General features: G+C 71.5%; 17 protein-coding genes. 7 read left to right on the top strand and 10 right to left on the bottom strand.

Annotated elements, in window-relative coordinates:
• The first annotated feature begins 48 nt into the window (after positions 1-48).
• Positions 49-732 carry a hypothetical protein gene (locus tag ACFSJG_RS16305; protein ID WP_378486272.1) on the top strand — a complete coding sequence of 228 codons (684 nt, stop codon included), beginning with the start codon at positions 49-51 and terminating at the stop codon, positions 730-732.
• Here the strand turns inward: ACFSJG_RS16305 and ACFSJG_RS16300 are convergent.
• The 7 genes from ACFSJG_RS16300 to ACFSJG_RS16270 form a co-directional block, all read right to left on the bottom strand.
• Positions 686-3,955 (bottom strand): BTAD domain-containing putative transcriptional regulator, encoded by a 3,270-nt coding sequence (locus tag ACFSJG_RS16300; protein ID WP_378486271.1) that lies wholly within the window; start codon positions 3,953-3,955, stop codon positions 686-688. The two genes, ACFSJG_RS16305 and ACFSJG_RS16300, sit on opposite strands and share 47 nt — an antisense overlap.
• Before the next feature lie 78 nt (positions 3,956-4,033).
• Positions 4,034-4,876, bottom strand: a complete 843-nt coding sequence (locus ACFSJG_RS16295; protein ID WP_378486454.1) for a heme ABC transporter ATP-binding protein — start codon at positions 4,874-4,876, stop codon at positions 4,034-4,036.
• Positions 4,877-4,878: 2 nt separating this feature from the next.
• The gene (locus ACFSJG_RS16290; RefSeq protein ID WP_378486453.1) at positions 4,879-5,892 is read right to left on the bottom strand and encodes a FecCD family ABC transporter permease; all 1,014 of its coding nucleotides are present in this window, start codon (positions 5,890-5,892) and stop codon (positions 4,879-4,881) included.
• A gap of 59 nt (positions 5,893-5,951) precedes the next feature.
• Entirely contained in the window at positions 5,952-6,968 is a 1,017-nt protein-coding gene (locus ACFSJG_RS16285) for a heme/hemin ABC transporter substrate-binding protein (protein ID WP_378486270.1), read from the bottom strand.
• Between the two features lie 8 nt (positions 6,969-6,976).
• Positions 6,977-7,648, bottom strand: coding sequence for a biliverdin-producing heme oxygenase (locus tag ACFSJG_RS16280; protein ID WP_378486269.1), 672 nt, complete (start codon positions 7,646-7,648; stop codon positions 6,977-6,979).
• 84 nt (positions 7,649-7,732) lie between these two features.
• The gene (locus ACFSJG_RS16275; protein WP_378486268.1) at positions 7,733-8,170 is read right to left on the bottom strand and encodes a TIGR03668 family PPOX class F420-dependent oxidoreductase; all 438 of its coding nucleotides are present in this window, start codon (positions 8,168-8,170) and stop codon (positions 7,733-7,735) included.
• 10 nt (positions 8,171-8,180) lie between these two features.
• Positions 8,181-9,107, bottom strand: coding sequence for an aldo/keto reductase (locus tag ACFSJG_RS16270; RefSeq protein WP_378486267.1), 927 nt, complete (start codon positions 9,105-9,107; stop codon positions 8,181-8,183).
• A 157-nt stretch (positions 9,108-9,264) separates the two neighbouring features.
• Here ACFSJG_RS16270 and ACFSJG_RS16265 point away from each other — a divergent pair, with 157 nt between their 5' ends.
• The 6 genes from ACFSJG_RS16265 (at position 9,265) to ACFSJG_RS16240 (ending at position 14,295) form a co-directional block, all read left to right on the top strand.
• A complete protein-coding gene (locus ACFSJG_RS16265) occupies positions 9,265-10,107 on the top strand; it encodes an undecaprenyl-diphosphate phosphatase (RefSeq protein WP_378486452.1) in 843 nt (280 codons plus the stop codon).
• Positions 10,108-10,134: 27 nt separating this feature from the next.
• Positions 10,135-10,851, top strand: a complete 717-nt coding sequence (locus tag ACFSJG_RS16260; protein WP_378486266.1) for a histidine phosphatase family protein — start codon at positions 10,135-10,137, stop codon at positions 10,849-10,851.
• 40 nt (positions 10,852-10,891) lie between these two features.
• Positions 10,892-11,503 carry a DUF3090 domain-containing protein gene (locus ACFSJG_RS16255; RefSeq protein ID WP_378486265.1) on the top strand — a complete coding sequence of 204 codons (612 nt, stop codon included), beginning with the start codon at positions 10,892-10,894 and terminating at the stop codon, positions 11,501-11,503.
• Between the two features lie 4 nt (positions 11,504-11,507).
• A complete protein-coding gene (locus tag ACFSJG_RS16250) occupies positions 11,508-12,320 on the top strand; it encodes an SCO1664 family protein (protein ID WP_378486264.1) in 813 nt (270 codons plus the stop codon).
• Between the two features lie 75 nt (positions 12,321-12,395).
• Positions 12,396-13,637: a cysteine--1-D-myo-inosityl 2-amino-2-deoxy-alpha-D-glucopyranoside ligase gene (mshC, locus tag ACFSJG_RS16245; RefSeq protein WP_378486263.1), complete on the top strand. Its 1,242-nt coding sequence runs from the start codon at positions 12,396-12,398 to the stop codon at positions 13,635-13,637.
• 88 nt (positions 13,638-13,725) lie between these two features.
• Positions 13,726-14,295, top strand: coding sequence for a type 1 glutamine amidotransferase domain-containing protein (locus tag ACFSJG_RS16240; RefSeq protein WP_378486262.1), 570 nt, complete (start codon positions 13,726-13,728; stop codon positions 14,293-14,295).
• 153 nt (positions 14,296-14,448) lie between these two features.
• On the opposite strand, the gene ACFSJG_RS16235 is transcribed toward ACFSJG_RS16240, so the two are convergent.
• From ACFSJG_RS16235 to ACFSJG_RS16225, 3 genes are all read right to left on the bottom strand, one after another.
• Entirely contained in the window at positions 14,449-15,840 is a 1,392-nt protein-coding gene (locus ACFSJG_RS16235; protein ID WP_378486261.1) for an FAD-binding oxidoreductase, read from the bottom strand.
• Between the two features lie 67 nt (positions 15,841-15,907).
• Positions 15,908-18,820 carry an ATP-binding protein gene (locus ACFSJG_RS16230; RefSeq protein WP_378486260.1) on the bottom strand — a complete coding sequence of 971 codons (2,913 nt, stop codon included), beginning with the start codon at positions 18,818-18,820 and terminating at the stop codon, positions 15,908-15,910.
• Between the two features lie 71 nt (positions 18,821-18,891).
• Positions 18,892-19,116 (bottom strand): PLD nuclease N-terminal domain-containing protein, encoded by a 225-nt coding sequence (locus ACFSJG_RS16225; protein ID WP_378486259.1) that lies wholly within the window; start codon positions 19,114-19,116, stop codon positions 18,892-18,894.
• Positions 19,117-19,118 lie beyond the last annotated feature (2 nt).

Below are 19,118 nucleotides of genomic sequence, written 5' to 3'. Positions count from 1 at the left end.
GAACCCGGCACCAAGTCGTCGCCAAGTGCCCGGGGTCAGCCTCGGTGCATGACCATCACACCCGCATTCCTGTACCGGCTCAGCGCCGGGGCGGTCGTCGCCGCCTTCGTCCTCAACCTGACCGGCGGGCTCCTGCACCCGGTCGTCGACGGCAACTCCCATTCCGTCGACTCCCTCACAGCGTGGTCCAGTCCGTGGGCCCAGCTGATCCTCCTCGTCGGCACCGTGGTGCAACTGGCGGCACTGCCGGGGATCTACGCCTGGATCGCGCCTCGCGTCGGCGTCGGCGGCCTCGTCGCGTTCGTGACCCTGTACGCCTCGCTGATGCTGACCGCGCTCCCGCACCTGGCGGTCGAGGCGTTCGTCTCGTACGAGCTGGCCTCGGATCCGGGGACCGCTCACCTGGTGCCTGCGGACGGGTCGCTGTTCCCGTCGACGACCTTCACCGCGATCCAGACGATGTTCGGCCTCGCCTACATGCTGTCCCTGATCGTCCTCGGTGTCGTTCTGGCCCGCAGCTCGGCGGTACCGCGCTGGATCGGCATCGTCATGGCGATCGGCGGACTGATCTGTGTCGTCCCGTGGCCTGAGGCCCCCGGAGTCACGGGGTTGGTGATCGAGCTTCCCCGCGGACTGGCGTTCGCCGCGATCGGCGTGCTGATCCTGCGCGCCGGTGGCGAGCACGTCAGATCGGCCGCGGCGGAGCGTTCAGCTCGTCCGCTACCCGTGTGACGAGATCCGAGGCGGCGGTCCGGTGTCGGGCCGCCGCCTCGGGATCTCCGAGGACGTCGTCCAGGGCGGCGAGTGCGGAGTCGACCGGGCCCGCGTAGAACGATCCGGAGTCCAGGCCGGCGATCCGCCCGTGGAAGGGCGACAGTTCCTCGTGCAGGTGCCGCGCGACCGCGATGTCGCCGAGCCGCGCCGCGGCGTGCGCCCGGAAGGTCGTCATCGCCAGCCAGTAGTAGTCGCGGCCGTACGGGTCGCTCGACGACCACAACTCACGCGCCCGTGTGTCGTCCCCGGCGTCGAGCAGGGCGACGACGAGCGGAAACCGCACCGACTGTGGGCGCACGGACTCGAGTTGCTCGAGAACCGGGACGAGCGCGGCCAGGTCGCCCGACCTCGCTCCGGCACCGATCCACCCGATCAGCCCGATCCACTGCGCCGATGCGACCCCCTGCGCGGCCATCGCGGCCGACACCCTGTCGTAGGCAGCGACGCCTTCCTCGACGCGGCCCGCCATCAGCAGCGTCAGCGCCTCGTACACGGACAGCGCGCCCAGCATCTGGCCGAGTTGGTGCCCGGCCGCCAGTTCCGTGGCCTTCCGGGCGTGCTCCCGGGCCGCCGCGAGATCCGTCACGGCGGTGGCCGCGAGGAAGCGCTGGAACCAGGCGACCGAGGTGAACCCGCCGTCGCCCGCCTCGGTGGCTGCGGCGAGCAGTGCCGCGGCGTTGTCGCCCCGCTCGGCCACCAGGTCCGGCCCGAACGCCACGTACCCGAACGCGTTCAGTGCCCGCAGCAGAACCCGGACGTCGCCCGAGGCCACTGCGGCGTCTCGCGCGGCGACGGCGGCGTCGAGGCAACCCCGGTCGTCGTGACCTTCCAGCTCGAACACCTTCGCCGTCAGCAGGAGGGCCCGGTCGCCGTCGGTGAGGTCGTCGTGGGCGAGGCAGTCGTCGATCGCGTCGACCATCTCCCGGTCGGGCACGGAGTCGACCTGGATCGTCCACACGACCGGTGCAGTCCACGAGGTGACGGCCCGCAGCAACGCATCAGGATCGTCGAGTTCGCGGGCCAGGCGGACAGCGCGGGTGCGCAGTGCCCGCGCGCCGACCACGTCACCGGTCCGCGCCTGCGCCCCGACGCCTGCGGTGAGGACGCCCACGGTCAGCTGTGGATCCGGATCCTGCGCCATCGCGCACAGTGCCGCGGCGGACCGCCACAGGGCCGTGGCGTCGCGGTGCGCGGCCTTGCTCTCCGCGTCGCGGGCACCCGTGAGGACATGTTCGAGGAGGACCGACGCAGTGGCCGGGGTCGCGGCGGCAGCCGCATGGTGCGCCAGTGCGGCGACGTCGCCTCGGCCGCCGATCGTCAACGCGGTCAGCGCCGATGAGTGCAGACGGCGGCGGCGCATCGGAGCCAGTTCGTCGTACAGCGTGGCCCGCACGAGGTCGTGGCTGAACCGCACCCGGTCCGGGGCGGGTTCCGTGACGATCCCGGCGAGCAGCGCTGGTTCGAGTGCGTCGAGGAGGGCGTCGTCGTCGGTCCCACCCAGGGCGGCGAGCGTTCCCAGGTCCGACTCTCGCCCGAGGACCGACGCGCGCCGCAGCTCGAGGACGGTGCGCTCCGGGAGTCGAGAGATTCGTCGGCGCAGCACGTCACGGACCCCGTCGGGGACGCGGGAACGGAAGGCGTCGATGCCCTCGGACGCGAGGAGACGGGTGTACTCGCGCAGGAACAGTGGGTTGCCGTTGGTGCGTTCGATCAGTTCGGTCAGGAGTGCGTCGTCGAGGTCGTCGAGCCCGGTGTCGCGGGCGATCGCCGCGGCACCCTCGCGTCCGAGCCCCCGCAGCACGAGTCGTGTTCCCGGCACGGCGGCGGTCGCCGCCCAGGTCGCCTCGAGGTCGGCGCCGACCTCCGCGGGCCGAAAGGTGCACAGCAGCACGGTGTTCAACCGTGCCCCGGCCGCGACCACGTGGCGAAGGATCTGCAGGGACGGCTCGTCGGCGCGGTGCACGTCGTCGAGGACCACGACCGTACGGACGCCCGGGCGGGTGAGCAGGCCGGACACGCGCTGCCCGATCTCGAAAGGCGTGGAGGCGGCCGGGACCTCCTCGCCGAGCTCGCGCAGTGCCTCGACCCACGGCCAGCCCGCGGGAGCGCCGTCGACCTCGGGGCAGTGTCCGCGGGCCGCCCGCCATCCGGTCGACACGGCTCGGTCGGCGAACGCGCGCGCAACCGTGGTCTTTCCCTCGCCCGCGTCGCCGCCGATCCACACCACCTGCAGGCCGGATTCGGACGCGCGGTCTGCGATCGCCCGGATCTCGTCGAGGAGTTCGTCGATGCCGGTCGCGGGGGCGTCGTTCCACCGGACGTCCGGTGCGGCCGCCGGGTGGTCCTCCACGAGTGTCAACCGGCGGGCCGGAACCGGTTGCGTCAGCGTCGACTCCTGGTGCAGGATCTCGTGTTCGAGTGTGCGCAGTTCGGGGGAGGGATCGACCCCGAGTTCGTCGGCGAGGTACGTCCGGGTCCGGCGCAACACGTCGAGCGCGTCCGCCTGCCGTCCCGTCCGGTACAGCGCCAGCGCGTGCAGTCGGACACCGCCCTCCCGCCCGGGGTGCTGGTCGGTGTGCCGGCTCAGGGCGTCGACGACGACGTCGGCCCTGCCGAGTTCGAGGTTCGCCTGCGCCCAGGCCTCGACGGCGGTACTGCGGAGCTGCACCAGTCGCGCGCTCTCCGCCCGCGCCCACTCGGCGTCGACGAATTCGTGATACGGCTCTCCTCGGGCGAGATCCAGTGCAGCGGAGAGGAGGTCGGCGCGTGCGGCAGGATCGGAGCCGCGCAGCCCCTCCGTCACCAGGCACTCGAAATGCCAGACGTCGACCGCGTCGACGGGCAACCGCAACGCGTACCCGGGCGGGGCGCTCACGATCACCGATGCAGGCGTTCGGGGTGCGCGCGCCGGCTCGAGCAGCCGTCGCAGGTTCGACACGTGCACCTGGAGTGCGGCCAGTGCCTTGGGCGGTGGCTGACCCGACCACAGGTCGTCGATCAACAGGTCGGTGGAGACGACGCGTCCGGCGGCGGACGCCAGCCGGGCGACCACCGACCTGGCCCCGGGGCCGCCGAGGGTCACCGGGGCGCCCGAGACGGACGCGGCGAGTGGGCCGAGCACGCTCAGGTGCACGGCGGTCACCGGTGTCGGCGCAGTGGGCACCGCGTGCATCTCGGTCATCGCAGCGGCAGCGTAACGCCGTCGCGCGCGTCGCGCCTGGTGATTCCGCGGCGGTCCTGCGCGCCGATCCGCCGCAGGTCAGTCCGGGTCGCGGCGCGGCAGGACCAGCTGGGCGCCGGTCCGCGGATGGTTCAGCACCTCCACCGGGTGCCCGTAGACCTGGCCGAGCAGTTCCGCGTCCAGCACCTCGCGCGGAGTGCCGAGAGCGGCGAGGCCGCCGTCCGCGAGCACCGCGACGCGATTCGCGTAGGCCGCGGCCAGCGCCAGGTCGTGCAGGACCACCACGACGGCGTCGCCGTGCCGGGCCCGCTCCGCGGCGAGGTGCATCACCGCCTCCTGGTGCCCGAGGTCGAGGGCGGCGGTCGGCTCGTCGAGCAGCAGCGTCGCGGTGCGCTGCGCCAGCACCCGCGCCAGCGCCACCCGGGCCTTCTCGCCGCCGGACAGTGCCGCGAACGGGCGGGACGCGAACCTCGTCACGTCGCAGGCGACCATCGCCTCGGTGACCGCGTCGTCGTCCTCGTCCCGCAGAGGGGTGCGCGCCCACGGGGTGCGGCCCATCCGGACGACCTCGGCGGCGGTGAACGAGAAGCCGACGGTGTGCAGCTGGGGCAGGACCGCGCGCAGTCGCGCCATGTCGGATCCGGTCCAGTCGTGGAGGGGCCTGCCGTCGAGTTCGACGTGCCCCGCCCCAACCGCGGTGTCGCCGGACAGCGCGGCGAGGAGGGTGGACTTGCCTGCGCCGTTCGGTCCGACGAGGGCGAGGACCTCGCCTGCGCGGACGTCCAGGGACACCGAGTCGAGGACCCGGCGGTGCCCGCGGTCGACGGAGACGTCGACCGCCCGCATCGTCACGGCACCGGATTCGGGGTGCGTGGGGACAGGCAGGTCGCGGACGAGCATCTCGCGCAGCCGGGTCGACATGCTCACGCCCAGCCTCCCTGCTGCTTGCGGGTGCGACGGAGCATCCAGAAGAAGAACGGGCCGCCGATCAGCGAGGTGAGCATGCCGAGCGGCAGGTCGGCGTTCGGTACCAGGGTGCGGGCGCCGAGATCGGCCGCGAGGAGCACGATCGCGCCGCAGAGGACGCTGGCGGGGATGAGGATCCGGTGTGCGGGCCCGACGATCATGCGCATCAGGTGCGGGACGACGAGGCCGACGAACAGGATGATCCCGGTGAACGCGACCGACGCCGAGACGAGCAGTGCGACGACGAGGACGGCGACCTGCCGGAGCCGCTCGACGTTGACGCCGAGGTGCGCGGCGGCGGCCTCGCCGAGGGCCAGGAGGTCCAGCCGATGGGCGATGGCCATGGTGACGGCGATACCCGCGATCGCCATCGGGGTGACCACGGCGACGGCCTGCCAGGTGGCGCCGTTGAGGCTGCCGAGCTGCCAGAAGACGATCTGGTCCCGGGCGGCGGGATCGGCCACGAAGGTGAAGAACGCGATGAGCCCGCCGGCGAAGGCGTTGATCGCGACGCCGGTGAGTACCAGCGTGACCACCTCGGTGCGGCCCTCGGACCTGGCGAGCAGGTACACGAGGATCGTGGTGGCGAGGCCGGTGACGAACGCGGCCCCGGCGACCGCGGTGCCCGCGACGAACGCGCCGCCGGTGAGGATGACTGCGCAGGCACCGACCGCGGCTCCGGCGGAGACGCCGATGACACCCGGTTCGGCGAGCGGATTGGCGAAGACGCCCTGCAGCAACGCGCCTGCGCAGGCGAGCCCGGCGCCGACGACGATCGCGAGGATCACCCGCGGGAAACGGACCTCCCAGAGCGTGACCTCCCCGACGGGATGGGCGGGCATCGGCCCGACGTCGAAGCCGATGCGGTGCGCGATCGATCCGAGCACCTCGGCGGGCGACGTCGGAACCTGGCCGACGCACGCCGAGACGAGGGCGAGCACGAGCAGGCCCAGGCCGAGGGCGGTGAGCACGACGGCCGGGTTCGGACGCCGGGATTCGCCGCTCTCGGCAGGTGCGACGGAGGGGGAGGTCACTCGGGGCCGTACAGGGCGACGGCGAGCGCCTGCAGCACCTCGCCGGTACGGGGACCGAAACTGAGCAGTACGCCGTCTGCCATGTCGACGACCCGTTGATTGCGGCCGGCAGGTGTCTGGGCGATCCCGGGGATCTTGGCCAGACCGTCGAGACCGCCGATCGAGTCCAGGCCCTTGGTCATCATCAGGAAGACGTCGGGTGACGCCGCGATCATCGCCTCGCTGGTGATCGGGGTGAACTGCTGGGTCAGTCCGGAGGCGGTGCCCGCGTCGACGGCGCCCAGCGCCTCGATCAGCGAGTCCGCGCCCGAGCCCGGGCCCGCAAGCATCGTGATGGAGGTGCCGCGCATGTACAGGAAGGCGATCGTAGGCGGGGTCCCGTCCTCGGGGGCCAACGCCTTCGCGGCCTCGATCTCGTCCGACGTGCGGGCGGCGAGTTCTGCGCCCTGCTCGGGCACGCCGAGTGCCGTCGCGACGGCCTCGATCTGGCCGGGCACACCCTCGAGGGTGCGCGTCGGGTCGAAGAACACGACCGGGATCCCGGCGGCACGCAGCTGGTCCTGCACGGTCCGCGGGCCGATGCTGGTGTCCGTCAGGACGACGGACGGGTTGAGCGCGAGGATCGCCTCCGCGGACATCGAGTGCCCGGACGGGGTGACGTCCGCCACCGACTCGACGGCCGGGAACTTCGCGGCAGTGTCGCGGCCGACGAGCCGATCGCCGAGGCCGAGGGCGTACACGGTCTCGGTGAGGGTGCCGTACTGGTCGGCGGCGACGATCCGACTGGTGTCGGTGACGGTCACCTCGGTGCCGTCGAAACCGGTGACCGTGACCGGCAGAGCCGGTGTGGGGTTCTCGGCGATCGGTGTCGGGTCGAGGTTCTCCAGGGTTGCCGTGGTGCGCCCCGACTGTTCCGTCGCCTGCGAATCCTGCGACGCGCATCCGGCGGTGACGAGCGCGGCCGCGAGCACGACCGCGGCGGCGCGGAGGGCCGTCCGGGTGCGCGGGGACATCGACCGGATCACTTGACCAGATAGGTGTCGATGTCGGCTTCGAGGTCCGCGAACAGGGCGCCGTTGAGTTCGTAGGCCAGGTTGACCTCGTCGATGAACCGCTGCTGCTCGTCGTCGGAGAGGGGCGCCGCGTCCAGCTTCGCGCGATACGCGTCCTTGTAGAGCTTCGGCTTCTCGATGGCATCGAAGATGTAGAACCGCAGCCCGTCGGTGGTGTACCCGTAGGCGCGTTCGAGCATCCGCCGGATGATCTGGCCGCCGGACAGGTCACCGAGGTAGCGGATGTAGTGGTGCGCGACGAACCCTGCGGGCCAGTCGTACGCGACCTCCTTCAGGCGGTCGACGTACCGGGCGGTCGCCGGCAGGGCGGTGACCTGGTCGCGCCACTCCGAGCCGAGCAGGAACTCCAGGTCGGCCTCGAGCGGCGCGGTCCGCAGCAGTTCGGTGCCGAGGAACGGCGCGACGACGGGATCGTCGGCCTGGGCTCGGCCGGCGTCCTCGAGGGTCCGGTACACGAGGTAGGTCTGGGCGAGCAGCGCGGCGTGTGCGGCCGGGGTGAGCTTTCCCGCGAGCAGGTCGCCGACGAAACGGGACTGTTCGGTGCGGCGGTGCGCGTCGTCCGTCTGCACCTTGATCCGCTCCGCGAAGCCGGGCGCGGTCGCCGGGTCGAGCAGTGTCATCGCTACCCCTGTCAGGAATTCGTAGGTCGTGGAACACGGTCCGATCATGGAAACACGTTGTCGGCAACCCGTGTCTCGAACAGGTTAGCCTGCCCTTCCCGGGTTGTGTTCGCGGGAGATCCACGACACCCACCGATCCGGTCTGACGACGATCACCGGGCCCGCCGGCGGTGCCTCTCCGTACTGCGGATACTTCCGGCGCAGCGCCGCGACGCCCGCCGCGCCGACCGGCGAGGTGGCGTCCACCACGTCCGCCGGGCCGTCGGCCCGCACCCACCACAGTCGCGTCCAGTCCTCGTCGTACTCGTCGACGAGAACGGTGGCGCGGCCGGACGCCCGGACGTTGGCGAGTCGGCGCAGCTCGCGCGTCGACTTCGGTTTCCCGTCCACGGCGCTGGCGATCACGCCACCGGTCATCGCGAACACCACCGGCACGACGTGCGGGAGCCCCTCCGGCGTCACCGTGCCCAGCGTCGCGACCCGGGCGGTCGCGAACAGGTCCTGCGCGGCGATGCGGTCCACACGTTCGAGGTTAGGCACTCACGTCGTCGAGTGCCGAGGCGATCGCCGCGGGCAGTTCGAGTTCCTCCGCCGCGAGCACCCCGGTCACCTGTGCGTAGTCGCGGGCACCGACGATCGCGCTCGCGACGCCGGGACGGTCCCGCACCCAGGCCAGCGCGACCGCGAGCGGCGACGCGCCGAGGCCGTCGGCAGCGGTGATGACGGCATCGACGACGAGACCCGCGTCCGCGCCCAGGTACTGCTCGACCGACGGACCCGTCGCGTCGGCCGCGCCGCGCGAATCGGCGGGCACGCCGCTGCGGTACTTGCCGGTGAGCACACCGCCGGCCAGCGGCACCGCGGCGAACATCCCGATGGCGTGGTGTTGCGCCGCCGGAATCACTTCCTCCTCGACGCCACGCGCGAGCAGCGAGTACTCGGCCTGCGTCGCGGTCAGCGCCGCCCCGCCCAGCGACCGGGACGTCGCCGCCGTCGCCAGCTGCCAACCCAGGTGCCCGCGGGCGCCGACGTACCGCACCCGGCCCGAGTCGACGGCGTACGCGAGGGTCGCCGCGACCTCGTCCACGGGGGTGAGCGGGTCCCACGTCGCGACCTGCCACAGGTCGAGGTGGTCGGTGCCGAGTTCGCGCAGGGTGTTGTCCAGCTGGGCGAGCAGCCCACGCCGTGAGCAGTCGACCCCGCCCGGGTGGACGCCGGACGTGCTCGAGATCACGAGGTCCGCCCGCGGCACGACGTCGTCGAGGAGTTCCGCGAGAATCCGCTGGGCCGTCCCACCGCCGTAGAACGGCGACGAATCGACCAGGGTGCCACCGGCTTCCACGAAGCCGAGCAGTTGTGCCGCGGCCTCGTCCCCATCGGTGTCCCGGCCCCACGACAGGGTGCCGAGGCCGAGCCGGGAGACCCGCAGGCCGCTGCGTCCGACGGTGCGCTGCTTCATCGTTCGATCACCACAATTGCGACAGGGTAGTGGCGGAGGGAGATGCGGGTGCTGCTGACTCGCCGGGTACGGTGCACTGCGTGATGCGTCACTCCGCCACGTCGATGGCTCACCTCCCGGAATCCCACTCGATCGAGACCGACAGGGCCGCGCGGTGATCGGGGAGTCGATGACCTGGTTGCAGGCGATCGTCCTCGGCATCGTCCAGGGCCTGACCGAGTTCCTGCCGATCTCCTCGTCCGGTCACCTCCGGATCGTGTCGGAGCTGTTCTGGCAGACCGACGCGGGCGCGTCCTTCACCGCCGTCACCCAGCTCGGCACCGAGGCCGCGGTGCTCGTCTACTTCGCCCGCGACATCGCCCGGATCGCGATGGCCTGGTTCCGGGGTCTGCTCCACCCCGACCGCCGTGATCACGACTACAAGATGGGCTGGTACGTCATCATCGGCACCATTCCCGTCGGAGTCCTCGGGTTCCTGTTCAAGGACCAGGTGCGCACCGCGGCCCGCAACCTGTGGGTCGTCGCAACGATGCTCATCGTCTTCGCTCTGGTGATCGCCGCCGCCGAGCACTACGGCCGCAAGCGCAGACCCATCGAGCAGCTGACACTGCGGGACGGCATCGTGATGGGTTCGGCGCAAGCGCTGGCCCTTGTTCCCGGCGTGTCGCGCTCCGGCGGCACCATCAGCGCCGGCCTGTTCCTCGGGCTCACCCGCGAGGCGGCCGCCCGGTACTCGTTCCTCCTCGCGATTCCGGCGGTGACCGCTGCCGGACTGTTCTCGCTGCCCGACGCGTTCGCCCCGGCGGGCGAGGGGCTGAACGCCAGCGGTGCGCAGCTGTTCGTCGCGACCGCGATCTCGTTCCTCATCGGCTACGCGGCGATCGCCTGGCTACTGCGCTTCGTGGTCAACCATTCGATGTACTGGTTCGTCGGCTACCGGATCGTGCTCGGTGTCGTCCTGCTGGTGCTTCTCGGGACCGGGGTCGTCGCCGCGACCTGATCCGGCTGTCCTGGCTAGGCTGACCCCATGACGGTGATCCTGGTCCGGCACGGCCGGTCGACGGCCAACACGTCGGGCACGCTCGCGGGCCGAACAGCGGGCATCGACCTCGACGATCTCGGACGTGAACAGGCCGAGGGCCTGGTCGGACGGTTGGCTGACCTCGACGTCGGGGCGATCGTCCGCTCGCCGCTGCTGCGGTGCGAGCGGACGGTGGCGCCGCTGGCGGAGAAGTTCGGGCTGCAGCCGCTCGTCGAGGAAGCCCTGGTCGAGGTGGATTACGGGCAGTGGACGGGCCGGCCGATCAAGGAACTGCTCGGCGAGCCGCTGTGGAAGGTCGTGCAGCAGCATCCGTCGGCCGCGGTCTTCCCGGGTGGCGAGGGCATCGCGCAGGTGCAGGCCCGGGCGGTCGCCGCGGTCCGCGCACACGACGCCCGCCTGGCCGAGGAGCACGGGCACGACGTGCTGTGGGTGGCGTGCAGCCACGGTGACGTCATCAAGTCCGTGCTCGCCGATGCACTCGGCACCCACCTCGACGGGTTCCAGCGGATCGTCGCCGAACCGGCGTCGGTCAGCGTCGTCCGATACACCCCGACCCGGCCGTTCGTGCTGAAGATGAACGACACGGGCTCCGATCTGAGCGGACTCCGTGGACACGGCGGGAAACCGGCCGGTGTCTCCGAATCCGAGGCCGTTCCCGGTGGCGAGGTCGGAACCGGGGGAAGGGCGGATAATGGGAGCTGACAGGACGGGAATTCGCGGTTCGATCAGGTGGAGGTGCTGAATGTCTCGGGCAATTCACGTGTTTCGCACCCCCGACCGGTTCGTGGCGGGCACCGTCGGTGAGCCGGGCGACCGCGCGTTCTACCTTCAGGCGGTGCACGCCACCCGCGTGGTGAGCGTGCTGCTGGAGAAGCAGCAGGTGCAGGTCCTCGCGGACCGGATGGGCCTGTTGCTCGACGAGGTGCACCGGCGTTTCGGCACCGCGGTGCCGCCGCACGAGGCGCAGCCGCAGGACATCAGCCCGCTGGTGATGCCCATCGACGCGGAGTTCCGCGTCGGCACGATGGGGCTCGGCTGGGACTCCGATGCGGGCGCCGTCGTCGTCGAGTTGCTGGCCGTCTCGGACTCCGAGGTCGACGAGTCGATGGTCCTCGACGACGTCGAGGACGGTCCCGACGCCGTGCGCGTCTTCCTCACCCCCGAACAGGCACGGGAGTTCGCCGCGCGCTCGGAGCGGGTCGTCTCCGCGGGCCGGGCGCCGTGCCCGCTGTGTGGCGAACCGCTGACCCCGGGCGGCCACATGTGCGTGCGCACCAACGGGTACCGGCGCGGGTCGACCTTCGCGCGGCCCGCCGACGAACCCGGCGGCGACCCCGCCGACGACGAGAGCTGACCAGTTGACCACCGCAGCGTCCGAGCCCGGAGACGTCCTCGCCACCGGAGAACTGACGGTCCTCGGGCGCATCGTCTCCGCCAGCAACGCGACCCTCGTCTGCGAGGCGACCGTGGACGGCCGCACCGAACGGTGCGTGTACAAGCCGATCCGCGGCGAGCAGCCGCTGTGGGACTTTCCCGACGGCACCCTCGCCGGCCGTGAGGTGGCCTCGTACCTGATCTCGGAGGCCCTCGGCTGGGGTGTGATCCCGCGGACGATCCTGCGCGACGGGCCGTACGGACCGGGCATGGTGCAGCGCTGGGTGCCGACTCCGGAGTCCGCGGGGGATCGCGGCGAACGGCTCGACCTGGTCGACATCTGCCCGCCCGACCGGGTCCCCGCCGGGTGGTTCCGCATCCTGCAGGCCTACGACGGCGAGGGCGAGGAGGTCACCCTCATCCACGCCGACGACCCGAGACTGCAGCGGGTCGCGGTCCTCGACGTGATCCTGAACAACGCGGACCGCAAGGGCGGACACGCGCTGGAGGGAATCGACGGGTCGGTGTACGGCGTGGACCACGGCATCTGCCTGCACTCGCAGAACAAGCTGCGGACCGTGCTCTGGGGCTGGGCGGGCCGGCGCATCGGCGGCGACCTCCTGGTGGACATCGAGTCGCTGGAGAAGGCGTTGTGCGGCGAACTGGCGGACCGGCTCGCCGAGCACATCACCGACGACGAGCTGGACGCCCTGCGGGACCGAACCCGAGGGCTGCTCGCCGATCCCGTCATGCCGCAACCGGCGACCCAGCGTCCGATTCCCTGGCCGGCGTTCTGAGAGACCGGTTGGTGCCACCGGCGTTCGGAGTCCCGTCGGCGCGGCCGCGTCACGGTCTCCGATAGGCTCGCCGGTATGCAGTCCTGGTCCGACATCGCCGTTCCTCCCGTACCCGGTCAGGGGCCGCCGTTGCGGCTGTTCGACACCGCCGATCGGCGGGTGCGGCCCGTCACTCCCGGACCGACCGCCACCATGTACGTCTGCGGGATCACGCCGTACGACGCGACGCACCTCGGTCACGCCGCGACCTACCTCGCCTTCGACCTGGTGAACCGGATCTGGCGGGACGCCGGTCACGACGTGCACTACGTCCAGAACGTCACCGACGTCGACGACCCGCTCTTCGAGCGGGCCGAGCGCGACGGCGAGGACTGGGTGGTCCTCGGGATGCGGGAGACCGCACTGTTCCGGGAGGACATGGAGGCGCTGCGTGTGCTTCCGCCCCGCGACTACATCGGCGCCGTCGAATCGGTGAACGAGGTAGTCGAGATGGTCGGCAAGATGCTCGCCGCCGGCGCCGCCTACGTCGTCGACGACGCCGAGTACCCGGACGTCTACTTCCGGGTCGACGCCACCGAGCAGTTCGGCTACGAATCCGGCTACGACCGCGAGACGATGGAACGCCTGTTCGCCGAGCGCGGCGGCGACCCGGCCCGTCCCGGCAAGCAGGACGCCCTCGATGCGCTGGTGTGGCGTGCCAACCGTCCCGGCGAGCCGTCGTGGCCGTCACCGTTCGGACCAGGCCGTCCCGGCTGGCATGTCGAGTGCTCGGCGATTGCGCTGAACCGCATCGGCTCCGGATTCGACGTCCAGGGCGGCGGCAGCGATCTGATCTTCCCGCACCACGAGTTCTCCGCCGCGCACGCGGAATCCGTTGTCTGCGAGCGTCGTTTCGCCCGGCACTACGTGCACACCGGCATGATCGGCCTGGACGGCGAGAAGATGTCCAAGAGCCGCGGCAACCTGGTGTTCGTGTCGAAGCTGCGCGGCGAGGGTGTCGATCCGATGGCCATCCGGCTCGGTCTCCTGTCGGGGCACTACCGGCAGGACCGGCCGTGGACGGACGACGTGCTGGCGACGGCGCAGGAGCGGGTCGCGCTGTGGCGCCGCGCAGCGGCCCTGCCGACCGCCCAGAACGTCGAGGACACCATCTCGCGCCTGCGTCAGCACCTGGCCGACGACCTCGACACCCCGAAGGCCCTCGACGCGCTCGACGGCTGGGCTCGCCGCGCGGTCGACCACGGTGGTCACGACGCCGCGGCGCCCGGCCTGTTCTCCGACGCCGTCGACGCCCTGCTCGGGGTGTCCTTGCGCTGACACCGAACTGCTCGGCGTTTGCCGAGTGCCTCTCGCGGGTAACCGGTGTCTGTGCCGTACAGGTCACAGACACGAGAGAGGAGTGGACATGACGGACGCCCTGCGTAACAGGAAGGTGGCCTTCCTCGTAGCACCAGAGGGCACCGAACAGGTGGAGCTCACCGACCCCTGGGCCTCTGTTCGCGCTGCCGGCGGATCGCCGGTTCTGGTCTCCACCGACAGCGGCAGCATCCAGGCGTTTCGGCACCTCGACCGCGGCGACAGCTTTCCAGTCGACGCGGTCGTGAGCGATGTCGGCGCGGCCGACTTCGACGCGCTCGTCCTGCCGGGTGGCGTCGCCAACCCCGACTTTCTCCGAATGCAGGGGGAGGCGGTGCAATTCGTCAGGGACTTCTTCGATGCGGGCAAGCCAGTCGCCGTGATCTGCCACGGCCCGTGGACACTGGTCGAGGCGGGAGTCCTGGCCGGCCGGACCGTGACGTCGTGGCCGAGTCTGCGGACCGACATCCGAAACGCGGGCGGCAACTGGGTGGACGAGCAGGTGGTGGTGTGTCGTGAGGGGCCGACCACTCTGATCTCGAGCCGGAACCCCCGAGACCTCCCGGACTTCTGCCGGAGTCTCGTCGAGGAGTTCTCGGTGGCGCCGACGATCGCGTGACCACCGGATGCGACCGGACAGACACCTTCGACAGTGTCGAGTGCGCGGTCCTGGCGATGGCGCCCGCCGACCGGTCATGGCGAACTCGTCGACCACAGCGACACCGACGGCTCCCACTGTCCGGAGAGATCGCCTCCGACACCGACCGGAACCTCATGCCGGAGCGATGTTCTGGTTGACGTGGAACAGATTGCCCGGATCGTATGCGCCCTTGACGCGGGCCAGGCGTTCGTAGTTGCCGCGATACGCGGCGCGGACCCGGTCCTGGCCCTCGTCCATGAGGAAGTTGACGTATGCGCCGCCCGCGGAGGTGGGATGCAGGTCGGTCCAGTAGTCCTTCGCCCATGTCGTGATCGCGCCCGCGTTCGCGGGGTCCGGGTCGACGCCGACGATGACCCCGGCCCAGCCGCCGTCTCGGTAGGCGAAGGCGGTGTCGCCCTCGGGCACGCGGGACGCGGCACCGTCGATCGGGTACATGTGCATCGTGGAGTGGCCCGTCGGCAGCTGCGCGCCGAACCGCTCGTGCACCGCGATCGCGTCGTCGGAGATCTCCTCGAAGAAGTCGGCCCGCCAATACCATTGCAGCCCGGCCGGGTACAGCCCGTCGAACGCCTGCTGGAGCGCCGTGAACGGGAGGTCGTGCACGCCGTACATCAGGGGATTGCCGAAGGTGCGGATCGGTTCGAGGATCTCGTCGGCGCGGTCGTGCGGACCGGTGTAGCACCACACGATGCCGCAGGCCTGCCTGCCCCACAGTTCCTCCGGGAACGGCGGCGCGGGCGGCACCGTCAGCAACCCGATCCAGCCGCTGAGTTCCTCGGGCAGCGCGGGCAGAAGTTCGCGGTACCAGCGCATCACGGCGTCCGTGTCGGCGATGTCGTAGAACACCGGACCGCCCAGCACGACACCGTTCTCGCCGATGTCGTGGCAGCGGAACGTGAACGAGGTGACGACGCCGAAGTTGCCGCCGCCTCCCCGCAACGCCCAGAACAGGTCCGGATGGTGGTCGGCTTCGGTGTGGACGAAGGTGCCGTCGGCGAGGACGACGTCCGCGCCGAGGAGATTGTCGACGGTGAGACCGAAACGCCGCGACAGGTAGCCGATACCGCCGCCGAGGGTCAGACCGCCGACGCCGGTGGAGGCGAGGAATCCGGACGGGGTCGCCATCCCGAACGCGACGGTCGCGTGGTCGACGTCGCCCCACACGCAGCCGCCGTCGACGCGGACGGTGTGGTGCTCGGGGTCGACGGTCACACTGCGCATCTCCGAGAGGTCGACGACGAGGGCGCCGTCCCACACGCCGAGTCCCCCGGCGTTGTGGCCGCCGCCGCGGACGGCGAGTTCGATGCCGTGCTCGCGAGCGAAGTTCACGGCCGAGACGACGTCGGCGGCGTCGCAGCAGTACGCGATCAGGGCCGGCCGCCGGTCGATCATGGCGTTGTAGACGGCGCGGGAGGCGTCGTAGTCGGGGTGGTCGGGGGTGACGACGTGGCCGCGCATCGCGGCCGCCAGGTCGGTGTGGTCGAGGGCAGGTGTCGTTGTCATGTCGTCGACGCTAGGAATGCGCCGTTCGCGAAACGTTCGCGTGAGCGTTCGGGTGGCGTTCGGTCCGTCAGCTCAGGTCGTCGCGACTGCGTTCGATCTGCGGCAGCCACCAACGATCGGTGTGGGAGCGCGCGGCGGTCAGCGCGGCGTCCAGGATCGCCCGCGCACTGCCTGTCCGCCCGGCTCGGGCATGGATGTCGGCGAGAAGCCACAACCAGTAGGGCATCCGTGCGAACGCGCCGGTCGAGCGGAGCCGCTCGACGCCGTCCGCTGCGAGGACGGCATCGGTCCGGAGCCAGCCGCCCAGCACCATGCCCCACTCCCGGTAGTACGCGAATCCGTACCGGTCACACAGATCCGCCAGCTCGGCGACCGAGTCACCGAGTGCGTCGGAGTCGCCGAGCAGTTGCCGCGTGACCGCCCCGTATGCCAGGGCGACCGCCAGCGTGTACGGCTGGTCGTCGGTTCGCGCCAGGACGACGGCGGACTCGGCGGCGGCGCGGGCGTCGTCCGGGCGGTCGCACATCCACAGGGCGTGCGCCGCCCACGCCCGCCCGTGCACGTCGTAGCGGGCGCCCACCCACAGGGTTCGCCCGCCGCGGGTGAGTGCATCGGCCGCGTCGAAATGGGTGAGCGCCTCCTCCGGGCGGGCGAGGCTGACCGCGGATCCGCCGCACGCGAAGTGCGCCGCACCCACCGACTCGCCGTCGCCGGTGGCCTCCGCGACGGCCAGCGCACGCGCCGCGACCTGCTCGGCGTCCAGGTTGCGACCCTGGACGAACCGGGACGACCACAGTCCGACGAGGCCGGCGGTCAACTGCTCGCGCTGCCCCAATTGCTCCGCCAGGTCGACGGCCCGCTCGAGTGCGGCCTGCAGGTCCGGGGAGGCGTAGCCGCGCGAGGCGGTCAGCGGCGCCGCCGACGCCTCGAGGGCGGCGAGTTCGTGTCGCCGGGCGTCGGTGCTGTCGGGAAGGGCTCGGACCGCGGTCACGGCGGCCCGGTTCAGGCGAACCGCGTCGGCGTAACCGTATGTGGCGGTGGCGAGTTCGGCGGCACGTAGATAGTGGGGGACCGCGCGCTCGGGACGGCCGCCGCGATCGTACTGACGGGCGAGTTGTGCGCTGTACGGGTCGAGGTCGGATCCGTGCAACAACTCGATTCCCTGCGCGAGTCTGCGGTGCAGCAGCCAGCGTTGCGGTGGGTTGATCCGCTGGTAGGCGGCGTCGCGCAGCAGATCGTGGGTGAAGTCGTAGCCGCGCCCCGTCTCGCGCAGGATGCGTTGTCGCCACAGAACGTCCACCGCCCGCACGGTGGCGACCGGATCGAGGTCGCCTGCCTCCACGAGCAGGTCGAGGCTGACGTCGCGCCCCGCGGCGGCGGCGAGCGTGACCACGGCTGCGGCGTCCGGGCCGAGCGCCGCGAGTCGCGAACCGAACAGGTCCCGCAGACGTTCGGCGCGTTCGTCGCCGGTCCCGGGCACGACACCGGACTGCATGGCGGCGACGAGATGCAGGGGAAATCCGCCGGTACCAGCCAGCAGCAGGGCGTGCTCGGGAGCGGTCAGCGGTCGTCCGGCGAGAGCGTCCGCCAGCGCTGCGGCCGCCGCCGTGTCCAACGGTCCGAGCGAGACCGTGGTGACGGGGGCCGCCGTCGTCAGCGGTCCCAGCAGTCGCGCCGCGTCGCTCCCGTCGTTGCGCAGCGTCGCGGCGATCAGCACAGGTGCGCGGGGAAGCGCCCCGACGAGGTAGTGGACCACGTCGAGGGTGTCGCCATCGCACCACTGGACGTCGTCGAGGACGAGCAGCGTCGGCCGCGCGGCTGCGACCAGCGCGCGAGCGAGGCCCTCCACGAATCGGGTCCGCCGCCACGCCCCGGCCGCGCCCTCGCTGTCGGGCCCGGCGCTCCCGGGTGACATCAGCAGGTCCACCGCAGACCGCCACTGGGGGTCGAGCTGACGCACTGCCTCACCCAGCACGGGATCACGCAGCCAGTCCACGACCGGTGCGAGGGGCAGCCGCCCCGTCCCCGCGAAACACCGCGCCGCCGCGACCACCGCGCCGCGTCTCCGGGCGCCGCGTGCGAAGTCGGCGACCAGTCGCGTCTTCCCGACACCCGCATCGCCGGCGACGACCACGAGTTCGGCGCGGCCCGCCGACGCGCGGGTCCACACGTTGGCGAGCGTGTCGAGTGCGGCGTCCCGCCCGATCAGTGGCGGTGCCGGGACGCGGGCGCCGCCTACCGGCGGTGTGTCGGCGGCGCCGTCGCCGAGCAGTCGTTCGAAGGCGTCGCGGGTCATCGGATCGGGTTCGACGTCGAGTTCGCGTTCGAGCACTGCTGCGCAATGGTGATAGGTACGGACCGCCCCGGAACGGTCGCCGAGCTCGAATTGAACCTCCATCAGCGTCCGGTAGCCGGTCTCCTCCAGGGGGCGTTCCCGGATCCGACGCCGCATCAGCTCGGCCGCCGCACGCAGGTCGCCCGCGCGCCTGCGCACTGCGGCAAGGCGGTCGCACAGGTCGACGCAGTCCTGTTCGAGTCCGGTGCGGACCGGGTCGGCCCAGTCGTCGTCGCAGTCGGGCAGGAACGCGCCCCGATACGCGCCGAGCGCCGCCGTCGCGTGTGCGTCGAATCCGGAGTCGTCGTCCGCGTGGACCGCTTCGGCGTGCTCGGCTGCGAAGTTGCGTACGTCCACCGCGCAGTCGCCGTCGCGCCAGCACAGGTCCGTCGGCGAGACCACCAGATCCGGCGCGTCCGCGAGGGAACGCCTCAGATGGTGCAGTTCGCGTCGGAGGTTCGTCAGCGCCTGAGCATCCGGTGAGTCCGGCCAGAACAACGACGCGAGGCGATGCCGCGGCTGCGGCATCCCGGCATGGACGACGAGGAACGCGAGAAGCGTCAGCGCGCGCGGCGGCACGGAGACGGCATCGCCGGTCTCCGAATCGATGATCGCCTGCTCGCCCAGGAAGGTGACGTGCAGCATGCGCGGCCTCCTGGGGATTCAGGGTAGCCGCGCGGCGTGCATCGGTCCGGTGGAATCGGTGCGGCTGCTCGCTAGCGGACGGGTTCGCGACGGCGGGCGCCGAACGCGAACCAGGCGAGTGCACCGAGGATCGGGAGCGCCACGACGAGTGCGGACCACCAGAACTTCCCGCCCCACCTGTCGTGGTCGGCTCGAAGGACGGACACGACAGCGGTGACGGTCAGGATCGCCCACGCGACCACCATCGCCGCCAATGCGATGTCGACACCGATCGGCACAGTCGGCTCGATGTCCATCG

Origin of the sequence: Rhodococcus gannanensis (assembly GCF_042681175.1) — a bacterium.
Classification (GTDB): Bacteria; Actinomycetota; Actinomycetes; order Mycobacteriales; family Mycobacteriaceae; genus Rhodococcus_G; species Rhodococcus_G gannanensis.
This window is presented reverse-complemented; position numbering and strand designations above follow the sequence as displayed.